This is a genomic window from Ruegeria alba (genome assembly GCF_022321465.1).
GTDB classification, from domain to species: Bacteria; Pseudomonadota; Alphaproteobacteria; order Rhodobacterales; family Rhodobacteraceae; genus Ruegeria_B; species Ruegeria_B alba.
Map to the genome: position 1 here is coordinate 94851 of NZ_JAKOEM010000006.1, position 18300 is coordinate 113150.

Genomic DNA, 18300 nt, shown 5'->3' on the forward strand with positions numbered 1-18300 from the left:
GGCCGCGCCGTATTACTCGAAGGTTTGTGGCCAATTCACCCGGATTTCGTTGGATTTGTGCGGGTGGGGGCGCGGCGCCCTCTTGGCCTGCGGCCAATTCACCCCCGGGATATTTGGAGCAAGAGGAACGAGGCCGTCATGCATCCGGGGCGAACGTGGCCGGGATCAGCCCGCGCAGCGAGTTGCCGCAATAGAGCGTCTGGGCATTGCGCAGGTCGTTCGGGTGCAGCGCCACCTCGCGCGCCCGACCGATGGCGAGCAGCTCGGCGCGGAGGATACCGGGCAATAGTCCCGAGGCGAGCGGCGGCGTCAAAAGGCCGTCATCTGAGGCCATGAAGACATTGGTGATCGTCCCTTCGCAGACTTGCCCCGCGCGGTTGAGGAACAGCCATTCGTCGCTGCCTGCAGGCAGCCCGGCCCGGGCGCGATCGTAAAGCGCGCGCCTTGTGGTCTTGTGGCGCAACCAGGGATCATCTGAGTCGAGCCGTTCGGGATGGATCGCGACACGCCAGAGCGGCGCGGCCGCGGCAAGCGGAGCGGTTTCCAGCGCCAACACGCCCTTGGGATCGAGGGTCAGGCGGCAGCGGAGTGGCGCCAGGCCGCGGATCTGTTCCAGCAGGTGCTGCGCCCTGGTCTGGTCAAACGGCACCCCGAGGGCGGTGGCGGACCGGGCCATGCGTGCCAGATGCAGCGCGGCACGGCGCGGCCCCTCGTCCGGGTGCCAGCCCAGCGTCTCGATCAGGCGAAAGCCGGGATCATCTGGCGGGCAAAGCGGGCTTTCCATAACGCCTCCTCGTATTCCGAGCGGGCGGTGCTGTCCCAGACCACACCGCCGCCGACATTGAGTGTGGCGCGCGCGCCATCGGCCAACAGCGTGCGGATCGCCACGTTGAATTCGGACGCACCGTCGGGGGCCGCCCAGCCGATGGTGCCGCAATAGATGTCGCGCGGCCAGGGTTCGAGGCGGGCCAAAGTCTCCATCGCGCGGATCTTGGGGGCCCCGGTGATAGAGCCGCAGGGGAACAATGCCCGCAGGATATCCGAAAGGGTGACATCCGCTCGCAGTCGCGCGGCGACGTGCGACACCATCTGATGCACCGTGGCATAGGTCTCGATCTGGAAAAGCTCGGGCACATGAACCGATCCGGGCAGTGCCACCCGGCTGATATCGTTGCGCAACAGATCGACGATCATAAGGTTCTCGGCGCGGTTCTTGGCATCGCGCGCCAGCCAGGAGCGGCGGCGGGCGTCCTCGGCCGGATCGTCGCTGCGCGGCTGGGTGCCCTTCATCGGGCGGGTCTCGATCCGGCCCTCGGGATCGGTGCGAAAGAACAGTTCGGGCGAGCGGCAGAGGATATCGGGCAGCCCGGATTGGCTGACCAGCACGCCATGGCCCACCGGTTGGCGCGCGGCAAGCGCGGCATAAAGCGCGGGCGCGGCGCCCTGAAGGCGCAGATCGACCGGAAAGGTCAGGTTGGCCTGATAGAACTCTCCGGCACCGATGGCCCGGTGCACCTGCTCAAAGGCCGCGCCATAGCGCGCGCTGTCCCAGCGGGGGGCGAAATCGTCGATCCCGCCGCCGGGGGTCGGCAGCGGCAGCACCTTTGGGCCGTCATAGACACCGAAACACAGGAGCGGCAGCCGACGCCCTTGAGGCATCAGCCCGGCCAGACGCGGTTCCAGCGCATAACCCAACTCGTAACTGGCATAGCCCGCCAGCCAGGCGCCATCCGCCCGCGCCACATCCAGATCGGCCAGCGCCACCGGCACCTGCGCGGCAGTATCGGCCCGGATCACCCTTACCGGGCGGTCGAAGCCGGTTCCGGCCCCGGCAGGCCCCTGATCGAAACGAAGCTGCATCTGGGTCCGCTCCCCCTGCCAATTGGCGTGCCGCTGGGATATAGAGATTTCGTGTCCGGGCGAAAGAGCAGAAAGCGGCAAATTCGCGCCGCTTTCCGATCCCTCTTGCACCTTTCCCCGAGGTGCCTATAACGCACGACAATTTGGGCGCTGGGCGGGCGCTCGTGACTCGCAAAACACAAAGGGGCCAGCCATGCCGAAGAGAACCGACATCCAGTCGATCATGATCATCGGGGCCGGGCCCATCGTCATCGGGCAAGCCTGTGAATTCGACTATTCCGGCGCACAGGCCTGCAAGGCGCTGCGCGAAGAGGGGTATCGGGTCATTCTGGTGAACTCGAACCCGGCCACGATCATGACCGATCCGGGCCTGGCCGATGCCACCTATATCGAGCCGATCACGCCCGAGGTGGTCGCCAAGATCATCGAGAAAGAGCGCCCCGACGCATTGCTGCCCACCATGGGCGGGCAGACCGGCCTCAACACCTCGCTGGCGCTCGAAGAAATGGGCGTGCTCGAGAAATTCGGCGTCGAGATGATCGGCGCCAAGCGCCATGCCATCGAAATGGCCGAGGATCGCAAGCTGTTCCGCGAGGCGATGGACCGGATCGGGCTGGAAAACCCCAAGGCGACCATCGTTTCGGCCCCCAAGAACGACAAGGGCAAATACGACATTCGCGCGGGCCTGGCCCAGGCGATGGACGCGCTCGAGGAAATCGGCCTGCCCGCGATCATCCGCCCTGCCTTTACGCTCGGCGGCACCGGCGGCGGCGTGGCCTATAACCGCGACGATTACGAGCATTTCTGCCGCTCGGGGCTTGAAGCTTCGCCCGTGGCGCAGATCCTGATCGACGAGAGCCTCTTGGGCTGGAAGGAATACGAGATGGAGGTTGTCCGCGACAAGGCGGACAACGCGATCATCGTCTGTTCCATCGAAAACGTCGACCCGATGGGCGTGCATACCGGCGACTCGATCACCGTGGCCCCGGCGCTGACGCTGACCGACAAGGAATACCAGATCATGCGCAACGGCTCGATCGCCGTGCTGCGCGAGATCGGGGTAGAAACCGGCGGCTCGAACGTGCAATGGGCAGTGAACCCCGCCGACGGCCGCATGGTGGTGATCGAAATGAACCCGCGGGTATCGCGCTCGTCCGCGCTGGCCTCCAAGGCGACCGGCTTCCCGATTGCCAAGATCGCGGCCAAGCTGGCGGTGGGCTATACGCTCGACGAGCTCGACAATGACATCACCAAGGTGACGCCGGCCAGCTTTGAGCCGACCATCGACTATGTCGTCACCAAGATCCCGAAATTCGCCTTCGAGAAATTCCCCGGCTCCGAGCCTTACCTCACCACCGCGATGAAATCGGTGGGCGAGGCGATGTCGATCGGCCGCACCATCCACGAATCGATGCAAAAGGCGCTGGCCTCGATGGAATCGGGTCTGACCGGCTTTGACGAGGTTGCCATTCCCGGCCTCTCCGTCGGTCTGTGGGACGCGGTCGAGGGCGCCGATGACAAGGCGCATGTGATCAAGGCTATCAGCCAGCAAACCCCCGACCGGCTGCGCACCATCGCCCAGGCGATGCGACACGGGTTGTCGGATGACGAGATCTTTGGTGTCACCAAGTTCGACCCCTGGTTCCTGGCCCGGATCCGCGAGATCGTCGAAGAGGAACGCGCCCTGCGCAAGACCGGCCTGCCCACCAACGAGGAAGGCCTGCGCGCGCTCAAGATGCTGGGCTTCACCGATGCGCGCCTCGGCCAGCTGACCGGCCGCGACGAGGACAACGTGCGCCGCGCCCGCCACAACCTGGGCGTCACCGCCGTGTTCAAGCGGATCGACACCTGCGCCGCCGAGTTCGAGGCCCAGACCCCCTATATGTACTCCACCTACGAGGCCCCGATGATGGGCGAGGTGGAATGCGAGGCACGCCCCAGTGACCGCAAGAAGGTGGTCATTCTGGGCGGCGGTCCCAACCGGATCGGCCAGGGGATCGAGTTCGACTATTGCTGCTGCCACGCCTGTTTCGCGCTGACCGATGCGGGCTATGAAACCATCATGGTCAACTGCAACCCCGAAACCGTGTCGACCGACTATGACACCTCGGACCGGCTCTATTTCGAACCGCTGACCTTTGAACATGTGATGGAAATCCTGCGGGTCGAGCAGCAGAACGGCACTCTGCACGGCGTCATCGTGCAGTTCGGCGGCCAGACCCCGCTGAAACTCGCCAATGCGCTGGAACAGGCCGGTATCCCGATCCTGGGCACCACGCCCGACGCCATCGACCTGGCCGAGGACCGCGAGCGGTTCCAGGATCTGGTCAACCGGCTGGGCCTGAAACAGCCCAAGAACGGCATTGCCTCGACCGATGCCCAGGCGCTGGCCATCGCCGAGGATATCGGCTTCCCGCTGGTGATCCGCCCCTCCTACGTGCTGGGTGGCCGCGCCATGGAAATCGTGCGCGACATGGACCAGCTGCGCCGCTACATCGCCGAGGCGGTGGTGGTCTCGGGCGACAGCCCAGTTCTGCTCGACAGCTATCTCTCGGGCGCCGTCGAACTGGACGTGGACGCGCTCTGCGATGGCGAGGCGGTGCATGTCGCGGGCATCATGCAGCATATCGAAGAAGCGGGCGTGCACTCCGGCGACAGCGCCTGTTCGCTGCCGCCCTACTCGCTCTCGCCCGAGATCATCGAGCAGATCAAGGACCAGACCAACAAACTGGCCCGCACCCTGAACGTGGTCGGCCTGATGAACGTGCAATTCGCGATCAAGGATGACGAGATCTATCTGATCGAGGTCAACCCGCGTGCCAGCCGTACCGTGCCCTTCGTGGCCAAGGCCACGGACTCTGCGATCGCCTCCATCGCCGCGCGTGTCATGGCGGGTGAGAAACTCAGCACCTTCCCGATGCGCCCCCCTTACAAGGAAGGCGACGATACCAAGATTGCCGACCAGATGACGCTGGCCGATCCCAACATGCCCTGGTTCTCGGTCAAGGAGGCGGTGCTGCCCTTCGCCCGCTTCCCCGGCGTCGACACCATCCTCGGCCCGGAGATGCGCTCCACCGGCGAGGTAATGGGCTGGGACCGCTCCTTTGCGCGCGCCTTCCTCAAGGCGCAGATGGGCGCGGGCATGGTGCTGCCCAGCGAAGGCCGCGCCTTCATCTCGATCAAGGATGCCGACAAGGGCGCCGCCATGCTCGAGGCCGCGCAGGTGCTGGTGGATCAGGGTTTCACCCTCGTGGCGACCCGCGGCACCCAAAGCTGGCTCGCCGGTCATGGCGTGCCCTGCGAGGTGGTGAACAAGGTCTATGAGGGCCGCCCCGACGTGGTCGACATGCTGAAAGACGGTCAGGTGCATCTGGTGATGAACACCACTGAGGGCGCCCAGGCGGTCAGCGACAGCAAGGCCATCCGCTCCATCGCGCTCTATGACAAGATCCCCTATTTCACCACCGCCGCCGGCAGCAACGCCGCCGCCTTGGCGATCAAGGCGCAGGCCGAGGGGGATATCGAGGTGCGCAGCCTTCAGGGCTGACACCCAATAACCGGGAGGAACCGGCGAAACCCGGTCCCTCCTGCTTCTTTCTGGTCGAAAAAACTCCCAGGGGGTCCGGGGGACGGCGTCCCCCGGCCTTGCACTCTCAGGTACGACCTAAGTCTTTCAGGCTTTCGCCGGGGCCTGGGACCACGCATGATCGCGCAACCGATCCCTGCGAGGCACCCCATGAACATCTATACCACCTTCGGCACCAACGACCTGACCCGCGCGGTCCGGTTCTATGACGCGGTCTTTGCCGTGTTGGATCAGCCCCGCCTGCCCGACTGGCCCGAAGGCTGGGCCGGTTGGGGCCAGGATTATGACAATGGCACCGGCTTCTGGGTCTGTGCGCCGTTCGATGGCTCACCCGCCAGCACCGGCAATGGCACCATGGTCGGTTTCCCCGCCCGCGACGCGGCGCAGGTGCGCGCCTTTCATGCCGCCGGCCTGGCCCATGGCGGCACCGATGCGGGCGTGCCGGGCACCCGGCCCTACTACACACCGGATTTCTACGTGGCCTATCTGCGCGACCCGGATGGAAACAAGGTTTCCTGCTTTCACTATCACTATGACCCGGCAACGGACGCGGGCGATTGACGCCCGCGCCTGCATCTCTCAGGCCCGCGCCTCGCGACTGAAGAACAGGTCATAGAACACCGGCGCCGCGATCAGGGTCAGCACGGTGGCGAATGCCAGCCCGCCCATGATCGTCACCGCCATCGAGACAAAGAACGCATCCCACAACAGCGGCGCCATGCCCAGAATGGTGGTGACAGCGGCCAGCATTACCGGCCGGATCCGCGATACCGAGGCCTCGACAATCGCCTCGCGCAGCGGCTTGCCCTCGGCTCGGACCAGGTCGATTTCCTCGACCAGCACGATGCCGTTCTTGATCAACATACCCGAGAGGCTCAAGAGCCCCAGAAGCGCGGTAAAGGTAAACGGCAACCCGGTTCCCAACAGGCCGATCACCACCCCGTTCACCGACATTGGAACCAAGAGCCAGATGATCACCGGCTGGCGGATCGCGTTGAACAAGAGGATCGAGATCAGCACCATGATCAACAGGCTCAGCGGCAATTGCTTGCCCAGGCTTTCCTGCGCCTTGGCCGAATCCTCGAACTCACCGCCCCATTCCATCCGGTAACCCGGCGGCAGCGGGATCGCCTCGATGACCGAACGCACCTCGGCATGCACCTGGGCGGCGGTCAGGTCGGCAGGAATGTCGGCACCCACGGTCACCGTCAGCAGCCTGTCGCGGCGATGCACCAGCGTGTTGACCGCCTCATACCCGAACCCATCCACCATCTGTTCGACCGGCACGAATTTCTCGGACAGCGGCGAATAGACCACCTGATCGACGATGGAGTAAGGGCCATCGGCGGGACGGCGGACGATGATCGGGATCAGCCGGTCCCGCTCGCGCAGCACCCCGCTGGTTATGCCATCGGTGGAAAACCGCAGCATGTCGGCGATATCGTCGCGGCTGACGCCCGCGATCTGCGCCCGCTCGGTGGCATAAACGGGCCGCAGCGCCAGTTCCTGCTCGTGCCAGTTCGACCGCACGCCGGTGATATTGTCCGAGGCCGCACGCATCTCATCCATCGCCGTATCGGCCAGCTGCCGCAGCACCGCCGGATCGGGCCCCGAGAACCGCACCTGAATTGGATCACCGCCACCGGGGCCAAAGACCAGCCGCCTGGTACGGAACTCGCCTTCGGGGAAGGCCGCGGTGCCAAACGCCTCCAGATCGGCCTGAAGCGCGGGGATATCCTCGATGCTCGCCGTGCGCACGATCATGTGCCCGTAAGAGGGGTTCGGCTTTTCCGCCGAATAGGTCAGCATGAACCGCGTCGCGCCTTGCCCGGCAAATGTGGTGTAAGCCAGCACGTCCGAACGCTTGTCCAGCCAGGCTTCGACCGAGGCCAGATCATCGGCGGTGGTCTCGATGGGCGTGCCCTGCGGCAGCTTGTAATGCACGAAAAACAGCGGCGTGTTCGAATTGGGAAAAAACTGCTGCTTCATCAGGCCAAACCCCGCGAAACAGGCCGCCGTCACCGCGACCAGCCCCAGCACCACCAGCCAGCGCAACCGCAGCGCGGCCCGCAAAGTGGCGGCATAGGCCCGGAACAGCGGCCCGACATAGGCATCGGCGGCATCTGCATGCCCCTGCTTGAAGAAGTAATGCCCCAACAGCGGCGTCACCGTCAGCGCCAGCACCCAACTCAAGAGCAGTGAAATGCCGATGACCGCAAAGAGCGAAAACAGGAACTCGCCCGTTGCATCGGGGCTGAGGCCGATCCCGGCAAAGGCCATGATCCCGATCACGGTGGCCCCCAACAGCGGGATCTGCGTCTTGCCCGCCGCCTCGTCGGCGGCCGCGCGCGAAGGCTTGCCGCGCAGCATGGCGATCTGCATCCCCTCGGCCACCACGATGGCATTGTCCACCAGCATCCCCATGGCGATGATCAGCGCGCCCAGCGAGATCCGTTCCATCTCGATGGAAAACAGCGCCATGAAGAGAAGCGTACCCACCACGGTCAAGAGCAGGGTCGCTCCCACCACGACCGCCGCGCGCCAGCCCATGAACAGCGCCAGCACCGCCACCACGATGGCCACCGACATGGCCAGGTTGACGAGGAAGGCGTTGCTCGCCTCTTCGACCACCACATGCTGCTGATAGATCGGTTCCAGTGTCACGCCAGCGGGTATATCCGCGTCCAGTTCCGCCAGACGGGCATCCACCCGCTGGCCGACCTCGACAATGTTCTCGGTCGCCAGCCCCGCGATGCCCAGTGTAAACGCCTCACCCCCGTTATGGCGGATGATCAGGTCCGGGTCGGCCTGACGCCCCCGATGCACCCGCGCCATGTCGAACAGGTTGATCACCTTGCCTTGCGTGCCCACCGACAGGCCCGCGATGGCATCCACACTGTCCGAACCTTCGGGCCGCAGGATCGCGGTCTTGCCGTCCCCGTTGCGCAGGGTGCCCGCGTCGCGCACGGAATCGGCGGTGGCAATCGCGTTGGCAATGGCCTGTACCGGCACGTTCTGGTTCACCGACAGCGCCAGATCGGGTTCAACGAAGATCGCTTCGTCCGGCAGGCCGGCCACCTCGACCCCGGCCACACCGGGCACCGCCAGCAACTCGCGCCGCAGCCAGGTGGCCAGTTCGTGCTGTTCCGCATCGGTGTATCCCGGCGCGGTCACCGCGTAGAACAGGCCATAGACATCGCCGAAACTGTCATCGACAAAGGGGGCGCTGACCCCGTCAGGCAGGGCGCGCGCGGCATCGCCCACCCGGGCGCGCAGCTTGGTCCAGATCGCGGGCAGTTCGCTGCCGTCATAGGTCGACTTGATCTCGACCTCGATCAGCGACTGGCCCGGCTGGTTGACCGAGGTGATGATATCCACCTCGTCCATCTTCTGGATCGCCGATTCCAGCGGCTCCGAGACCTCCAGCGCCACCTGTTCCGCGGTTGCCCCGGGATACTGCGTGGCGATGACCGCCTGTTTGATGGTAAAGGCCGGGTCTTCGAGCCGGCCCAGCGTGGCAAATCCCCAGATGCCGCCAACCAGCGAAATCAGGATGATGAGCCAAGTATAAAGCGGCTTTTCGATCGACAGGCGCGCGATATTCATGACCCGGCCCTTCAGTTGCCGAAACCGGTGAAGCGGCGCACCGATTGCCCGTCGTTCAGGCTGGCACCGCCGGCACTGACGATCTCGTCGCCCTCGGACAGGCCCGACAGCACCCTCACCGACCCGTTCGGCAAGGGCGCAATCTCGACCGCCTGCCGCCGCACAGTACCTGTATCGGCGCCTGTGGGCTCAAATACCATCACGCCAGGACCGCCGCCCGCATCCGCGATGATCGCCGAGGGCGGCACCGCGATGCCCGGTTCGCCATCCCGCACCCGCACATTCACCGTCACCGACGAGCCCGGAAACACGTTCAGGTCGGGCGGCGGCGCAAAGCCGAAGTTGATGCGGAAGGTCTGGCCCACGCTCGATGTCTCGGCATCGAACTCGCGGATCTGCAACGGAAATTCCTGCTCCGAGGCTGGAAAGGTCGCGGTGATGGTCACATCCTCGGGCTCGCCCGCACGCTGGAACAGGATCTCGGGCACGTCCACCTCGATCCGCAGTTCCGACATGTCATGGATCCGCGCCACCGGCGTTCCCGCCGCCACCGTGGTAAAGGCCGCCACGTTGCGGCGCGAGATCAGCGCGTCAAAGGGTGCCGTCAGCGTCGCATGTTCCAGCGCATATTCCGCATCGCGCAGGGCAATGGCCGCCAGTTGCGCATTGGTTTCCGCATCGTCCAGCGACACCTGGCTGACCGTGGTTCCCTTCAACCGGCTCAGCCGCGCCACCGTCCGGTCGGCCTGCTCCTTTTGCAGCCGGGCGCGATCCAGTTGCAGCTCGAACGGCTCCAGATCCAGCCGTGCGATCAGGCTGCCCTTGGGCAGCAATACGCCCTCGTTCACCGGAAACTCGACGATCTGTCCCGCCACCTGAAAGGCCAGATCGACCGTGCGCCGCGCCGCCACCTGGCCAAAGAACTGGCGCGAGAACCCGGGCGCGGCCTCGCTCACCAGCATCAGCTTGACGGGCTTGGCGGGCGTATCCGCGGCCAAGGGGGCCGCGGCAAGGCTCAGCACGGTGCCCAACGCAAAAAGAAATCTCATGTCTTGAACCCTTCGGATAGTCCGGTTTCCAGGATGGTCAGGCGGATCTTGCGCGCCAGCCGCGCAAACTCTTCGGTCTCGCAGGCATCCAGCCCCGACACCTCGTGAAACAGCGCACCGGCATCGGCGACAAACTCGGCGCGCAGCGCCCGGCCCTCGGGCGTCAGTTCCAACAGCCAGGCGCGGCGGTCGTCGGGGTCGCGGCTGCGGGTCAGATAGCCCGCGCGCTCCAGCGAATCCGCCGTGGCGGTGATGGTCGAGGGCAGTGCCAGCATCTCGCGCGCCAGTACCCCCATGCGCATCGGCGTCCCGAGCTTGATCAGCATATGCGCCTCGGGACGGCTGAGACCGGTCTCGGCCACCTCGGCGGCAATCACCTCTTCCAGCTTCCAGTACAGCGCATAGACCCCCATCATCGCCTCGATCTCGGGCGGAAAGGTCTTTGGCGGCAAAGAATCGCGGTCGGTCATCGGGCAACCCCCTGTTTCGCTCCGCGATATACTTCAAAATATGAACCATTCAAGATGTGAAGGTTGATTTCACTCGATTGTCCGCTTTCCCTCGGGTCATCCACTCTTGATCGGTCGCGCTATCGCCTGCATTTTGAGCAAATCCCAGATTTCAAGGAATCCGCCATGTTCAGACCCGCCATCACCGGCACCGGAGTCTTTACGCCGCCAAACGTCATCACCAATGCCGAACTGGTCACGGCCTTCAACGCCTATGCCGACCGGATGAATGCCGAGAATGCCCCAGCCATCGCCGCCGGCGAGATGGAACCGATGCAGCATTCCTCGGAAGAGTTCATCGTCAAGGCCAGCGGCATCGAGAACCGCTATGTGATGGACAAGACCGGCGTTCTGGATCCGGCGGTGATGCATCCCCTGCTGCGTCAGCGCGACGATGACGAGCCGGGCATCATGACCGAAATGGCAGTGGATGCGGCGAAAAAGGCGCTGGCGCAGGCGGGCAAGACGGCTGCCGATGTCGATGCGGTGATCTGCGCCGCCTCGAACCTGGAACGCGCCTATCCGGCGGTCGCGATCGAGATCCAGCAGGCGCTGGGGATCGAAGGGTTCGCCTTCGACATGAACGTGGCCTGTTCCTCGGCCACTTTCGGCATCCAGGCCGCCGCCGACATGATCCGCTCGGGCTCGATCCGCTCGGCGCTGGTGGTCAACCCCGAGATCTGTTCAGCCCACCTGGAATGGCGCGACCGCGATTGCCATTTCATCTTTGGCGATGTGGCCACCGCCACCCTGATCGAACGCATCGAGGACGCCAAGGGCCCGCATTTCGAGATCCTCTCGACCCGCTGCGCCACCCAGTTTTCCAACAACATCCGCAACAACAACGGGTTCCTGCGCCGCTCGCGCCCGGACGGGATGAAAGACCGGCGCGACATGCAGTTCATGCAGAACGGCCGCAAGGTGTTCAAGGAAGTGCTGCCGATGGTCAGCCAGCATATCGCCGATCACATGGCCGCCGAGGGCGTGGCCAATACCGATCTGAAACGGCTGTGGCTGCATCAGGCCAACAAGACAATGAACGATTTCATCGGCAAAAAGGTACTGGGCCGCGAGCCGGAGCCGGGCGAACAGCCCAACATCCTGCAAGACTATGCCAACACCTCGTCCGCGGGTTCGATCATCGCCTTTTCCCAGAACTCCGACGATCTGACCGAAGGCGATCTGGGCCTGATCTGCTCCTTCGGCGCGGGCTATTCCGTGGGTTCGGTGATCGTGCGGCGGCATATGTCGTGAAGAAGGGCGCCAGCCCTTGTCCGGGAGAGCCCCCTTCGCGGGGCGGGGCTGGCCGGTTTCTATTCGCCAAATCCCTTGTCGGACCTGAGCGCACAGCGATTACCATCTGGATCGACAAATTCCGCGGTGGTTCCCCAAGTATGTTCGGTAACCTTCACATCGACTTCTCTTTTCAAGAGCAGATCGGCTGTCGCCCGAACGTCCTGAACGTTGAAGCGTAACTTCACTGGAGATTGCTCAAGCGTCTTGGGCTCCTTCGAGGCCACTCCACCGGATTCGACCATCAAATATGTATCGCCCAACAAAAACGTGGTCAGGGTTTCACCCGGTCGATCAATCTGGTGCAAGACCTCCAGTTCCAGAATCGAGCCATAGAAATCGACACATTCCCGATAGTTTTCTGTGAACAGGATCATCCCCGCCATCGAATAGTTCATTGTCGCCCCATTCATTGGATCGCACGCCGCAAATAAGTTGAAACGGCAGGATGCAAGCTCAAGCAAGGTTCAGGTCAAGACCAAAACACGGCCAAGCGAATAGTCAATGCCCCCCCGGCGGCCTTGGTCGTTGGCGATGATCTGCCCCACGTTCGACAGCGAAACGCTATAGCCAATCCAGGCTTTGCCCATGCGGGCCGGTCCAGGCGATGGGGTGGCCGTCCAACGCCATCAGGAACTTGCCCGCGCGCGGGGTCAGCCCCTTCGCGTGATCGGGAAAGACGCCGGGCGCCTCGTTGCTGATCCAGTGCAGATCGCGTGACCGCATCAGCCGGGCAAAATCCGCCCGGGCGTCAGGGTCGCTGACATAGGTCAGCACCGCCGAATGCATCACCACCAGCCGCGCATCGGCGGGCGCCTGTGCCAACAGCGCCTCCAGATCGCGGGTCAGGTCGCCTGCCACTACCGGTGGCGGCTCCTGCCGGGCCACTGCAACGGCCTGACGCAACCGTGCCAGCCGGTCGGTCTGATCCGGCCAGACCAGCGCCTCGAGCCAGGCCACATCCCCGGCATCCTCCAGATCGGGCGGCGCCAGGTCGAGCCCCGCCCGCCAGACGATCTCGGGATGGTGCACCGGCAGGGGCGCCAGATCATTCACCCGGCATGGGAAAACCGGCGCCCCGGCGCCAACCGGTGGGTCAAGCCAGGCACGGCCCCAATCATAACCATAAAGGTCTGGCAGCAGGCAAAGCCCGGCCGAGGCGCCGACCTCGATCAGGGCCAGCGGCCCGTCAAGCCGCGCCAAGAGCGGCAGCAGACAAGCGCAGCGCCCCGGCTCGTTGGTCTGGGTCCGGCGCGTCCGCATCACCGCAGCGATAGCATCGGCCTTGTAGGTCAGAACATCGTCAAACGCGGCCTCTGTCCGGGGCAACCCGCCCACCAGGCGCAGAGCCGCAAAGAAGAGGTTGGGTTGACGCCGGTCGGGCGGCAGCTCTCCAAGAAAGGCAAGCGCTCGCGCCGATCCCGCCACATGGCGCGCCCAGTCCGTGTAAAGCGGCGAATGCCCCTCAGCCTCGATTTGGGCAAACCGCAGATAGCGCTCGGCAAGCGCCGCTTGGGTTTCGGGTGTGGCCCCCTGCCTCAGCTGGTGCTTTCCTCTTCCAGATGCAGCTTCATGTCGATCAGGACCTGCTGCAACTGCACCGTTTCCTTCAGCAGCCGCTTGGCCTCGTTCACGGTGATGATCCCATCCTCGATCGCGGTCTGGTATTCGGTCATCAGCATCGCAAATCTCTGGCTCAGCGCGATCACATCGGCATTGACGCCGCCGCTGCGCGTCTCGCTGTCGCTGTTGCGCCCGTCATAGCTGAGCGTGATGTTCTTGAGTTCCGCGAGCGCAGAGGTGACATGCGGATAGCTGGACGCACCTTCAAGCCGCGCGACCGCATCCACCGGGATGAACCGGTCGGCATGCTCGGCATTATCCGAATAATACCGGCCTAAGGTCGCCTTGGACTTTCCAGTCAGCGCACAAGCCGCCTCGATGCCCACATCCTTGACCAAAGCCTCGGTATGTTTCTTCAGATATGCCCCAATGTCGGCCATATTCACCCTTTCCTGAACCGCTTTTTCCGCCCCATTGTTTTTGTCGGGGAAACGGATCGAGTTTTTCCCATGAATCCGTTCTAAGTCAAATGTCATACCTTGGCTATCCCTCAGGTTTTCAGGGATTTAAACGAGTTGCCGGAAATAGATCTGCCGGTTTTACCAGGTTTCGGAGTGTATTATTCGCGATCTCCGACCAGTCTGCCACAAACGTGGCAAGGGGCACCGCAACCGGAACGATCCACGTCCATCCCCAGAGGTTCGCCTCGGACAGATCGGACCGGGGGCGGTGCAACCAAAGTCCCGCATCGGCGGAAATGACCGCTCGGGCCTGCTTGCCGTGCCATCGCCAAGTGATTAGACCGACCTCATGGCCAAGCTCTACTTCAACTACTCCACCATGAATGCCGGCAAGTCGACCGTCCTGTTGCAGGCGTCGCACAACTATCGCGAACGGGGCATGCAGACCTATCTGCTGACCGCCGCCATCGACGGGCGCGCGGGATCCGGGCGGATCGCCAGCCGGATCGGTATCGCGGCAGAGGCAGATGTCTTTACCCCCCGGGACGACGTGTTCGCGATGATCCGCGACAGGCTTGCCGCTGGTCCAGTGGCCTGTGTCTTTGTGGACGAGGCACAGTTTCTCGGAGCCGATCAGGTGTGGCAACTGGCGCGGGCGGTCGACGATCTGGACGTGCCGGTTCTGGCCTATGGCTTGCGGGTCGATTTCCAGGGCAAGCTGTTTCCCGGCTCGGCCGCGCTGCTGGCGCTGGCCGACGAGATGCGCGAGGTGCGCACGATCTGCAAATGCGGCCGCAAGGCGACGATGGTGATCCGTCAGGACGCTTCGGGCCGGGCGATCACCGAAGGCGCGCAGGTGCAGATCGGCGGAAACGAGACCTATGTCTCGCTCTGCCGCAAGCATTGGCGCGAGGCCACCGGAGACCACGGCCACACCACCAGCTGATCGGGACAGGGGGCGCTCCCGCCCGCCTCGGTGCATCCTGCGGATGCCCCTGCGGCCGTTAGGCCCGGCACACCCAGCGCGGGCAAGGCCCGCACCGGGCGCGCTTGCCGTGACCGCAGCGCAGCCCGCGGCTGCGCTGCCCGGCCCAACCAGAGGCGGCCCGTCCGCAAGGACGGGTCAACGGCGGGCGGGAGGGGCCCGCTCCTCGAAAACTCAGCCCACAGGGTTGGGCAGGTCGCGCCCAGCGGCAAACGCCGCCACATTGTCCAGCGCCATATGGCCCATGCTGCTGCGCACCTCTTCGGTGGCGGTGCCCAGATGCGGCAACAGCGTCACCTGCTCCATCGCGCGCAGGACTTCGGGTACCTGCGGTTCGAACTCGTAGACGTCGAGCCCTGCCCCCGCGATCTGGCGCGCCGAGAGCGCAGAGATCAGCGCCGCCTCGTCCACCACCTCGCCCCGGGCGATGTTGACCAGAATGCCCGAAGGTTTCATCGCGGCCAGAACCTGCGCATCGATCAGGTGCCGGGTCTCGGCGCCGCCCGGCACCGCCACCACCAGGAAATCGACCGCCCCGGCCAGGGCCGCGAGGCTGTCCATCCGCGTTGCCGGGAAATCCACGTTCTTGTCGCTGCGCGCCACATAGGACACCTGCATGCCGAACCCGAAATGGCAGCGCCGGGCGATGGCCTGGCCGATCCGGCCCAGACCAACGATGCCCACATGTTTGCCGGTCACGTGATGGCCCAGCATCTGGGTCGGGTGCCAACCCTCCCAGCGGCCCGAGCGAACCAGCCGCTCGCCCTCGCCCGCGCGGCGCGCGGTCGTCAGCAGCAGCGTCATCGCGATATCCGCGGTGGCATCGGTCACCGCGCCGGGCGTATTGGTCACGGCCACCCCTGCGCCGCGCGCCGCCGCCACGTCGATATGATTGTAGCCCACGCCGAAATTGGCCAGCAGCCTGCATCGAGGTTCTGTCACCTGGGCAAAGACGCCTGCGCTGAACATGTCGCCCAGAGTGGGCATGACAACGTCGAACTCGCGCAGAGCGCGCAGCATCTCATCCTCGGTCATGGGTGCGGTATTGCCCCGGATCTCGGTGTCGAACTCGGCCCGGGCGCGGGCTTCGACGGCGGCGGTCATCGGCCGTGCGATCAAGAGTTTCATCAGTGCATCCGCCCGCCCAGCGGCACCTTGCCGTCTGGGCCGATCAGCACGATCTCGCCCTGCTCGTCGGGCAGGCCCAGCACCAGAACCTCGGACATGAACTTGCCGATCTGGCGCGGCGGGAAGTTGACCACCGCCATCACCTGTTTGCCCACGAGCGTCGCGGGGTCGTAATGCGCGGTGATCTGGGCAGAGGTCTTGCGTTCGCCAATCTCGGGGCCAAAGTCGATCCACATCTTGATGGCGGGCTTGCGGGCCTCGGGGAAGGCTTCGGCGCGGATCACCTCGCCCACGCGGATATCGACCTTGAGGAAGTCGTCAAAGGAAATCTCAGCCACGCGACAGCTCCCTGGATCGGTTGGTGGCAGCGGCAACGGCGCGGTTGAGCAGGCCCGGAAAGCCGGTCTGAGGTTCCATCAGCACCTCAAGCGCCGCCTGGGTGGTGCCATTGGGCGAAGTCACGTTGACGCGCAATTGGGCGGGGTCCTCGGCTGCCGCCTCGGCCAGGGCGCCCGCGCCTGCGACGGTGGCCTTGGCCAGTTGCATCGCCAGATCGGCGGGCAGGCCCTGGGCGGCACCGGCGGCGGCCAGCGTCTCGATCAGGTGGAACACATAGGCCGGGCCCGAGCCGCTGACGCCGGTGACGGCGTCCATCTGATCCTCGCGCTCCAGCCGCACGGTCTGGCCCACCGCCTTGAGCAGCGCCTCGGCCAGGTCAAGATCGGTAGCAGAGGCACGGGCGTTGCCGATCAGCGCGGTAATGCCGCGCCCGATGGCGGCGGGCGTGTTGGGCATGGCGCGCACGATCGGGGTATCGGCGCCTAGGATCTGTTCGTAGGTGGCGATCGAGGTTCCGGCTGCGACCGAGACAAAGAGCGTGGTGCCGTTGCCCATCGCCTGCATCTGCGGCAGCGCATCGCCCATCATCTGCGGTTTGACCGCGACCAGGACAATGGCCGGATCACCGGGCAGTTCGGCGTTCACATGCACGCCCTGCGCCTTGACCCAATCGGACGGATAGGGGTCTATCACCCAGACCGAGTCCGCGGGCAGTCCGCCGTCGAGCCAGCCGGCGAGCATCGCCGATCCCATCTTGCCACAGCCCAGCAATACCAGCCCGCGGCGCGCGATATCAGACATGTCCACGATTTGCCCCTCTCCTGTCATCCGGTTCGGGGCACAGGTTTAAGCCCGGCCATAAGCCTCTGCAATGGCGACCTGCATCGCGTCGGCGGGGCTGCGGTTGCCCCAGACCATCAACTGAATTGCCGGGTAATAGCGCTCGGCGCTCAGGACGGCGGCACCGATCATGGTGTCGATCTGCTCGGCACTGGCCACCTGACCGCCCGCCAGCACCAGACCATAACGATAAACCATCAGGTTCTGCGCCGCCCAATAGGTGAAGGTCCCGGCCCAGCACTGATCGTTCATCGCGTTGATCAATTCGTAAAGCTGCGGCAGCTTTTCAGCCGGCGGCTCCATCTCGAAGGTGCAGATCAGGCGCAGCGTCTCGTCATAGCCCGACCAGGCCAGCGTCAGCGAATAGGTCCGCCACTGCCCTTCGACCGCCATGGCGATCTGGTCATCGCCAATCCGGTCGAAATCCCAATCATGGTGTTCGGCCAGATGTTCGACAATGTCGATAGGATGGATGTCTTCTTCCAGGAACTGCTCGGAAAGGGCCATGCTGCCACCTCACTGATGTCTAGCTGCAAGGGGCTGTCAGCGCCCCAGCGCTAGTCGCCTTTTCTACAGACCGGGTGATTTCCCTGTGTCCATACTAGATATGGTGCAGGCTAACGGCCGATCTGGCAACCGGAAATTTGGGGATAAACCCACATTATTTGGGGACAGCTCCGACAAGTTGTGGGAAACGCGGCACGCAGCGCAAAATATTGGCTGCCCCTGACAGGTTCCGCTTGCGATCCGATCGGCCCTGCTCAAAATAAGCCAGGCCGCCCGCGTGGTCTCTACGCCGGCGGCCTTTTCTCTCCCCGGAACGGGTCTCAGTCCTTCAGGCGCGCCTCGAGCGCCGCGACACGCGCGGCCAGCGCCTCGTTCTCCTCGCGCGCCTTTTGCGCCATGGCGCGGACGGCGTCGAATTCCTCGCGCGTGACAAAGTCGCGGTCGGCCAGCCAACGGTCGATCAGCGATTTCATCGCGGTCTCGGCCTCGTCCCGCGCGCCCTGGGCCACGCCCATCGCGTTGGTCATCAGCTGGGAAATGTCGTCCAGTATCTTGTTGCGGGTCTGCATCTGTC

Annotated in this window: 17 protein-coding genes; 4 read left to right on the forward strand and 13 right to left on the reverse strand. The window is 64.5% G+C overall.

The window, feature by feature from the left end:
* Positions 1-136: 136 nt before the first annotated feature.
* The gene (locus tag MB818_RS09455) at positions 137-784 is read right to left on the reverse strand and encodes an aminotransferase class IV family protein (protein ID WP_234216520.1); all 648 of its coding nucleotides are present in this window, start codon (positions 782-784) and stop codon (positions 137-139) included.
* Positions 739-1860, reverse strand: coding sequence for an aminodeoxychorismate synthase component I (locus MB818_RS09460; protein ID WP_238904902.1), 1122 nt, complete (start codon positions 1858-1860; stop codon positions 739-741). The genes MB818_RS09455 and MB818_RS09460 overlap by 46 nt, the downstream gene beginning before the upstream one ends.
* Positions 1861-2053: 193 nt before the next feature.
* Here MB818_RS09460 and carB point away from each other — a divergent pair, with 193 nt between their 5' ends.
* Positions 2054-5407 carry a carbamoyl-phosphate synthase large subunit gene (carB, locus tag MB818_RS09465; RefSeq protein ID WP_238904904.1) on the forward strand — a complete coding sequence of 1118 codons (3354 nt, stop codon included), beginning with the start codon at positions 2054-2056 and terminating at the stop codon, positions 5405-5407.
* Positions 5408-5596: 189 nt separating this feature from the next.
* Entirely contained in the window at positions 5597-6007 is a 411-nt protein-coding gene (locus MB818_RS09470) for a VOC family protein (RefSeq protein ID WP_234139352.1), read from the forward strand.
* A gap of 18 nt (positions 6008-6025) precedes the next feature.
* On the opposite strand, the gene MB818_RS09475 is transcribed toward MB818_RS09470, so the two are convergent.
* Genes MB818_RS09475 through MB818_RS09485 form a run of 3 tightly spaced genes read right to left on the reverse strand, consistent with a single transcriptional unit; the run spans position 6026 to position 10571 of the window.
* Complete coding sequence (locus tag MB818_RS09475; RefSeq protein WP_238904906.1) at positions 6026-9052, reverse strand: efflux RND transporter permease subunit; 3027 nt, start codon at positions 9050-9052, stop codon at positions 6026-6028.
* An 11-nt stretch (positions 9053-9063) separates the two neighbouring features.
* A complete protein-coding gene (locus MB818_RS09480; RefSeq protein ID WP_238904908.1) occupies positions 9064-10101 on the reverse strand; it encodes an efflux RND transporter periplasmic adaptor subunit in 1038 nt (345 codons plus the stop codon).
* A complete protein-coding gene (locus tag MB818_RS09485) occupies positions 10098-10571 on the reverse strand; it encodes a MarR family winged helix-turn-helix transcriptional regulator (RefSeq protein ID WP_234143176.1) in 474 nt (157 codons plus the stop codon). Before MB818_RS09485 ends, MB818_RS09480 begins: the two co-directional genes overlap by 4 nt.
* A gap of 165 nt (positions 10572-10736) precedes the next feature.
* On the opposite strand from MB818_RS09485, the gene MB818_RS09490 reads away from it, so the two are divergent.
* A complete protein-coding gene (locus MB818_RS09490; RefSeq protein WP_234139348.1) occupies positions 10737-11864 on the forward strand; it encodes a beta-ketoacyl-ACP synthase III in 1128 nt (375 codons plus the stop codon).
* A gap of 59 nt (positions 11865-11923) precedes the next feature.
* Here MB818_RS09490 and MB818_RS09495 read toward each other — a convergent pair whose 3' ends face one another.
* The 3 genes from MB818_RS09495 to MB818_RS09505 all read right to left on the reverse strand — a co-directional run bounded on the left by MB818_RS09495 (position 11924) and on the right by MB818_RS09505 (position 13906).
* Entirely contained in the window at positions 11924-12301 is a 378-nt protein-coding gene (locus tag MB818_RS09495) for a VOC family protein (protein ID WP_234139347.1), read from the reverse strand.
* A 166-nt stretch (positions 12302-12467) separates the two neighbouring features.
* Complete coding sequence (locus MB818_RS09500; protein WP_238904948.1) at positions 12468-13445, reverse strand: DUF2332 domain-containing protein; 978 nt, start codon at positions 13443-13445, stop codon at positions 12468-12470.
* On the reverse strand, positions 13442-13906 hold the full coding sequence (locus MB818_RS09505) for a hypothetical protein (protein WP_234139346.1): 465 nt from the start codon (positions 13904-13906) through the stop codon (positions 13442-13444). The genes MB818_RS09500 and MB818_RS09505 overlap by 4 nt, the downstream gene beginning before the upstream one ends.
* A gap of 370 nt (positions 13907-14276) precedes the next feature.
* On the opposite strand from MB818_RS09505, the gene MB818_RS09510 reads away from it, so the two are divergent.
* Entirely contained in the window at positions 14277-14873 is a 597-nt protein-coding gene (locus tag MB818_RS09510; RefSeq protein WP_234143173.1) for a thymidine kinase, read from the forward strand.
* 213 nt (positions 14874-15086) lie between these two features.
* On the opposite strand, the gene MB818_RS09515 is transcribed toward MB818_RS09510, so the two are convergent.
* The 5 genes from MB818_RS09515 to MB818_RS09535 form a co-directional block, all read right to left on the reverse strand.
* Complete coding sequence (locus MB818_RS09515) at positions 15087-16040, reverse strand: 2-hydroxyacid dehydrogenase (protein WP_238904909.1); 954 nt, start codon at positions 16038-16040, stop codon at positions 15087-15089.
* On the reverse strand, positions 16040-16378 hold the full coding sequence (locus MB818_RS09520) for a tRNA-binding protein (protein WP_234139343.1): 339 nt from the start codon (positions 16376-16378) through the stop codon (positions 16040-16042). The genes MB818_RS09515 and MB818_RS09520 overlap by 1 nt, the downstream gene beginning before the upstream one ends.
* Positions 16371-17186: a pyrroline-5-carboxylate reductase gene (proC, locus tag MB818_RS09525; RefSeq protein WP_234139342.1), complete on the reverse strand. Its 816-nt coding sequence runs from the start codon at positions 17184-17186 to the stop codon at positions 16371-16373. The genes MB818_RS09520 and proC overlap by 8 nt, the downstream gene beginning before the upstream one ends.
* A 39-nt stretch (positions 17187-17225) precedes the next feature.
* On the reverse strand, positions 17226-17726 hold the full coding sequence (locus MB818_RS09530; RefSeq protein WP_234139341.1) for a type III secretion system chaperone family protein: 501 nt from the start codon (positions 17724-17726) through the stop codon (positions 17226-17228).
* 320 nt (positions 17727-18046) lie between these two features.
* Positions 18047-18295 carry an accessory factor UbiK family protein gene (locus MB818_RS09535; RefSeq protein WP_234139340.1) on the reverse strand — a complete coding sequence of 83 codons (249 nt, stop codon included), beginning with the start codon at positions 18293-18295 and terminating at the stop codon, positions 18047-18049.
* Positions 18296-18300: the final 5 nt, after the last annotated feature.

What these genes read in the sequence shown, in the direction of transcription:
- MB818_RS09455 (WP_234216520.1), bottom strand. Translation starts at nt 784, where the DNA reads ATGGAAAGCCCGCTTTGCCCGCCAGATGATCCCGGCTTTCGCCTGATC.
- MB818_RS09460 (WP_238904902.1), bottom strand. Translation starts at nt 1,860, where the DNA reads ATGCAGCTTCGTTTCGATCAGGGGCCTGCCGGGGCCGGAACCGGCTTC.
- carB (WP_238904904.1), top strand. Translation starts at nt 2,054, where the DNA reads ATGCCGAAGAGAACCGACATCCAGTCGATCATGATCATCGGGGCCGGG.
- MB818_RS09470 (WP_234139352.1), top strand. Translation starts at nt 5,597, where the DNA reads ATGAACATCTATACCACCTTCGGCACCAACGACCTGACCCGCGCGGTC.
- MB818_RS09475 (WP_238904906.1), bottom strand. Translation starts at nt 9,052, where the DNA reads ATGAATATCGCGCGCCTGTCGATCGAAAAGCCGCTTTATACTTGGCTC.
- MB818_RS09480 (WP_238904908.1), bottom strand. Translation starts at nt 10,101, where the DNA reads ATGAGATTTCTTTTTGCGTTGGGCACCGTGCTGAGCCTTGCCGCGGCC.
- MB818_RS09485 (WP_234143176.1), bottom strand. Translation starts at nt 10,571, where the DNA reads ATGACCGACCGCGATTCTTTGCCGCCAAAGACCTTTCCGCCCGAGATC.
- MB818_RS09490 (WP_234139348.1), top strand. Translation starts at nt 10,737, where the DNA reads ATGTTCAGACCCGCCATCACCGGCACCGGAGTCTTTACGCCGCCAAAC.
- MB818_RS09495 (WP_234139347.1), bottom strand. Translation starts at nt 12,301, where the DNA reads ATGAACTATTCGATGGCGGGGATGATCCTGTTCACAGAAAACTATCGG.
- MB818_RS09505 (WP_234139346.1), bottom strand. Translation starts at nt 13,906, where the DNA reads ATGGCCGACATTGGGGCATATCTGAAGAAACATACCGAGGCTTTGGTC.
- MB818_RS09510 (WP_234143173.1), top strand. Translation starts at nt 14,277, where the DNA reads ATGGCCAAGCTCTACTTCAACTACTCCACCATGAATGCCGGCAAGTCG.
- MB818_RS09515 (WP_238904909.1), bottom strand. Translation starts at nt 16,040, where the DNA reads ATGAAACTCTTGATCGCACGGCCGATGACCGCCGCCGTCGAAGCCCGC.
- MB818_RS09530 (WP_234139341.1), bottom strand. Translation starts at nt 17,726, where the DNA reads ATGGCCCTTTCCGAGCAGTTCCTGGAAGAAGACATCCATCCTATCGAC.
- MB818_RS09535 (WP_234139340.1), bottom strand. Translation starts at nt 18,295, where the DNA reads ATGCAGACCCGCAACAAGATACTGGACGACATTTCCCAGCTGATGACC.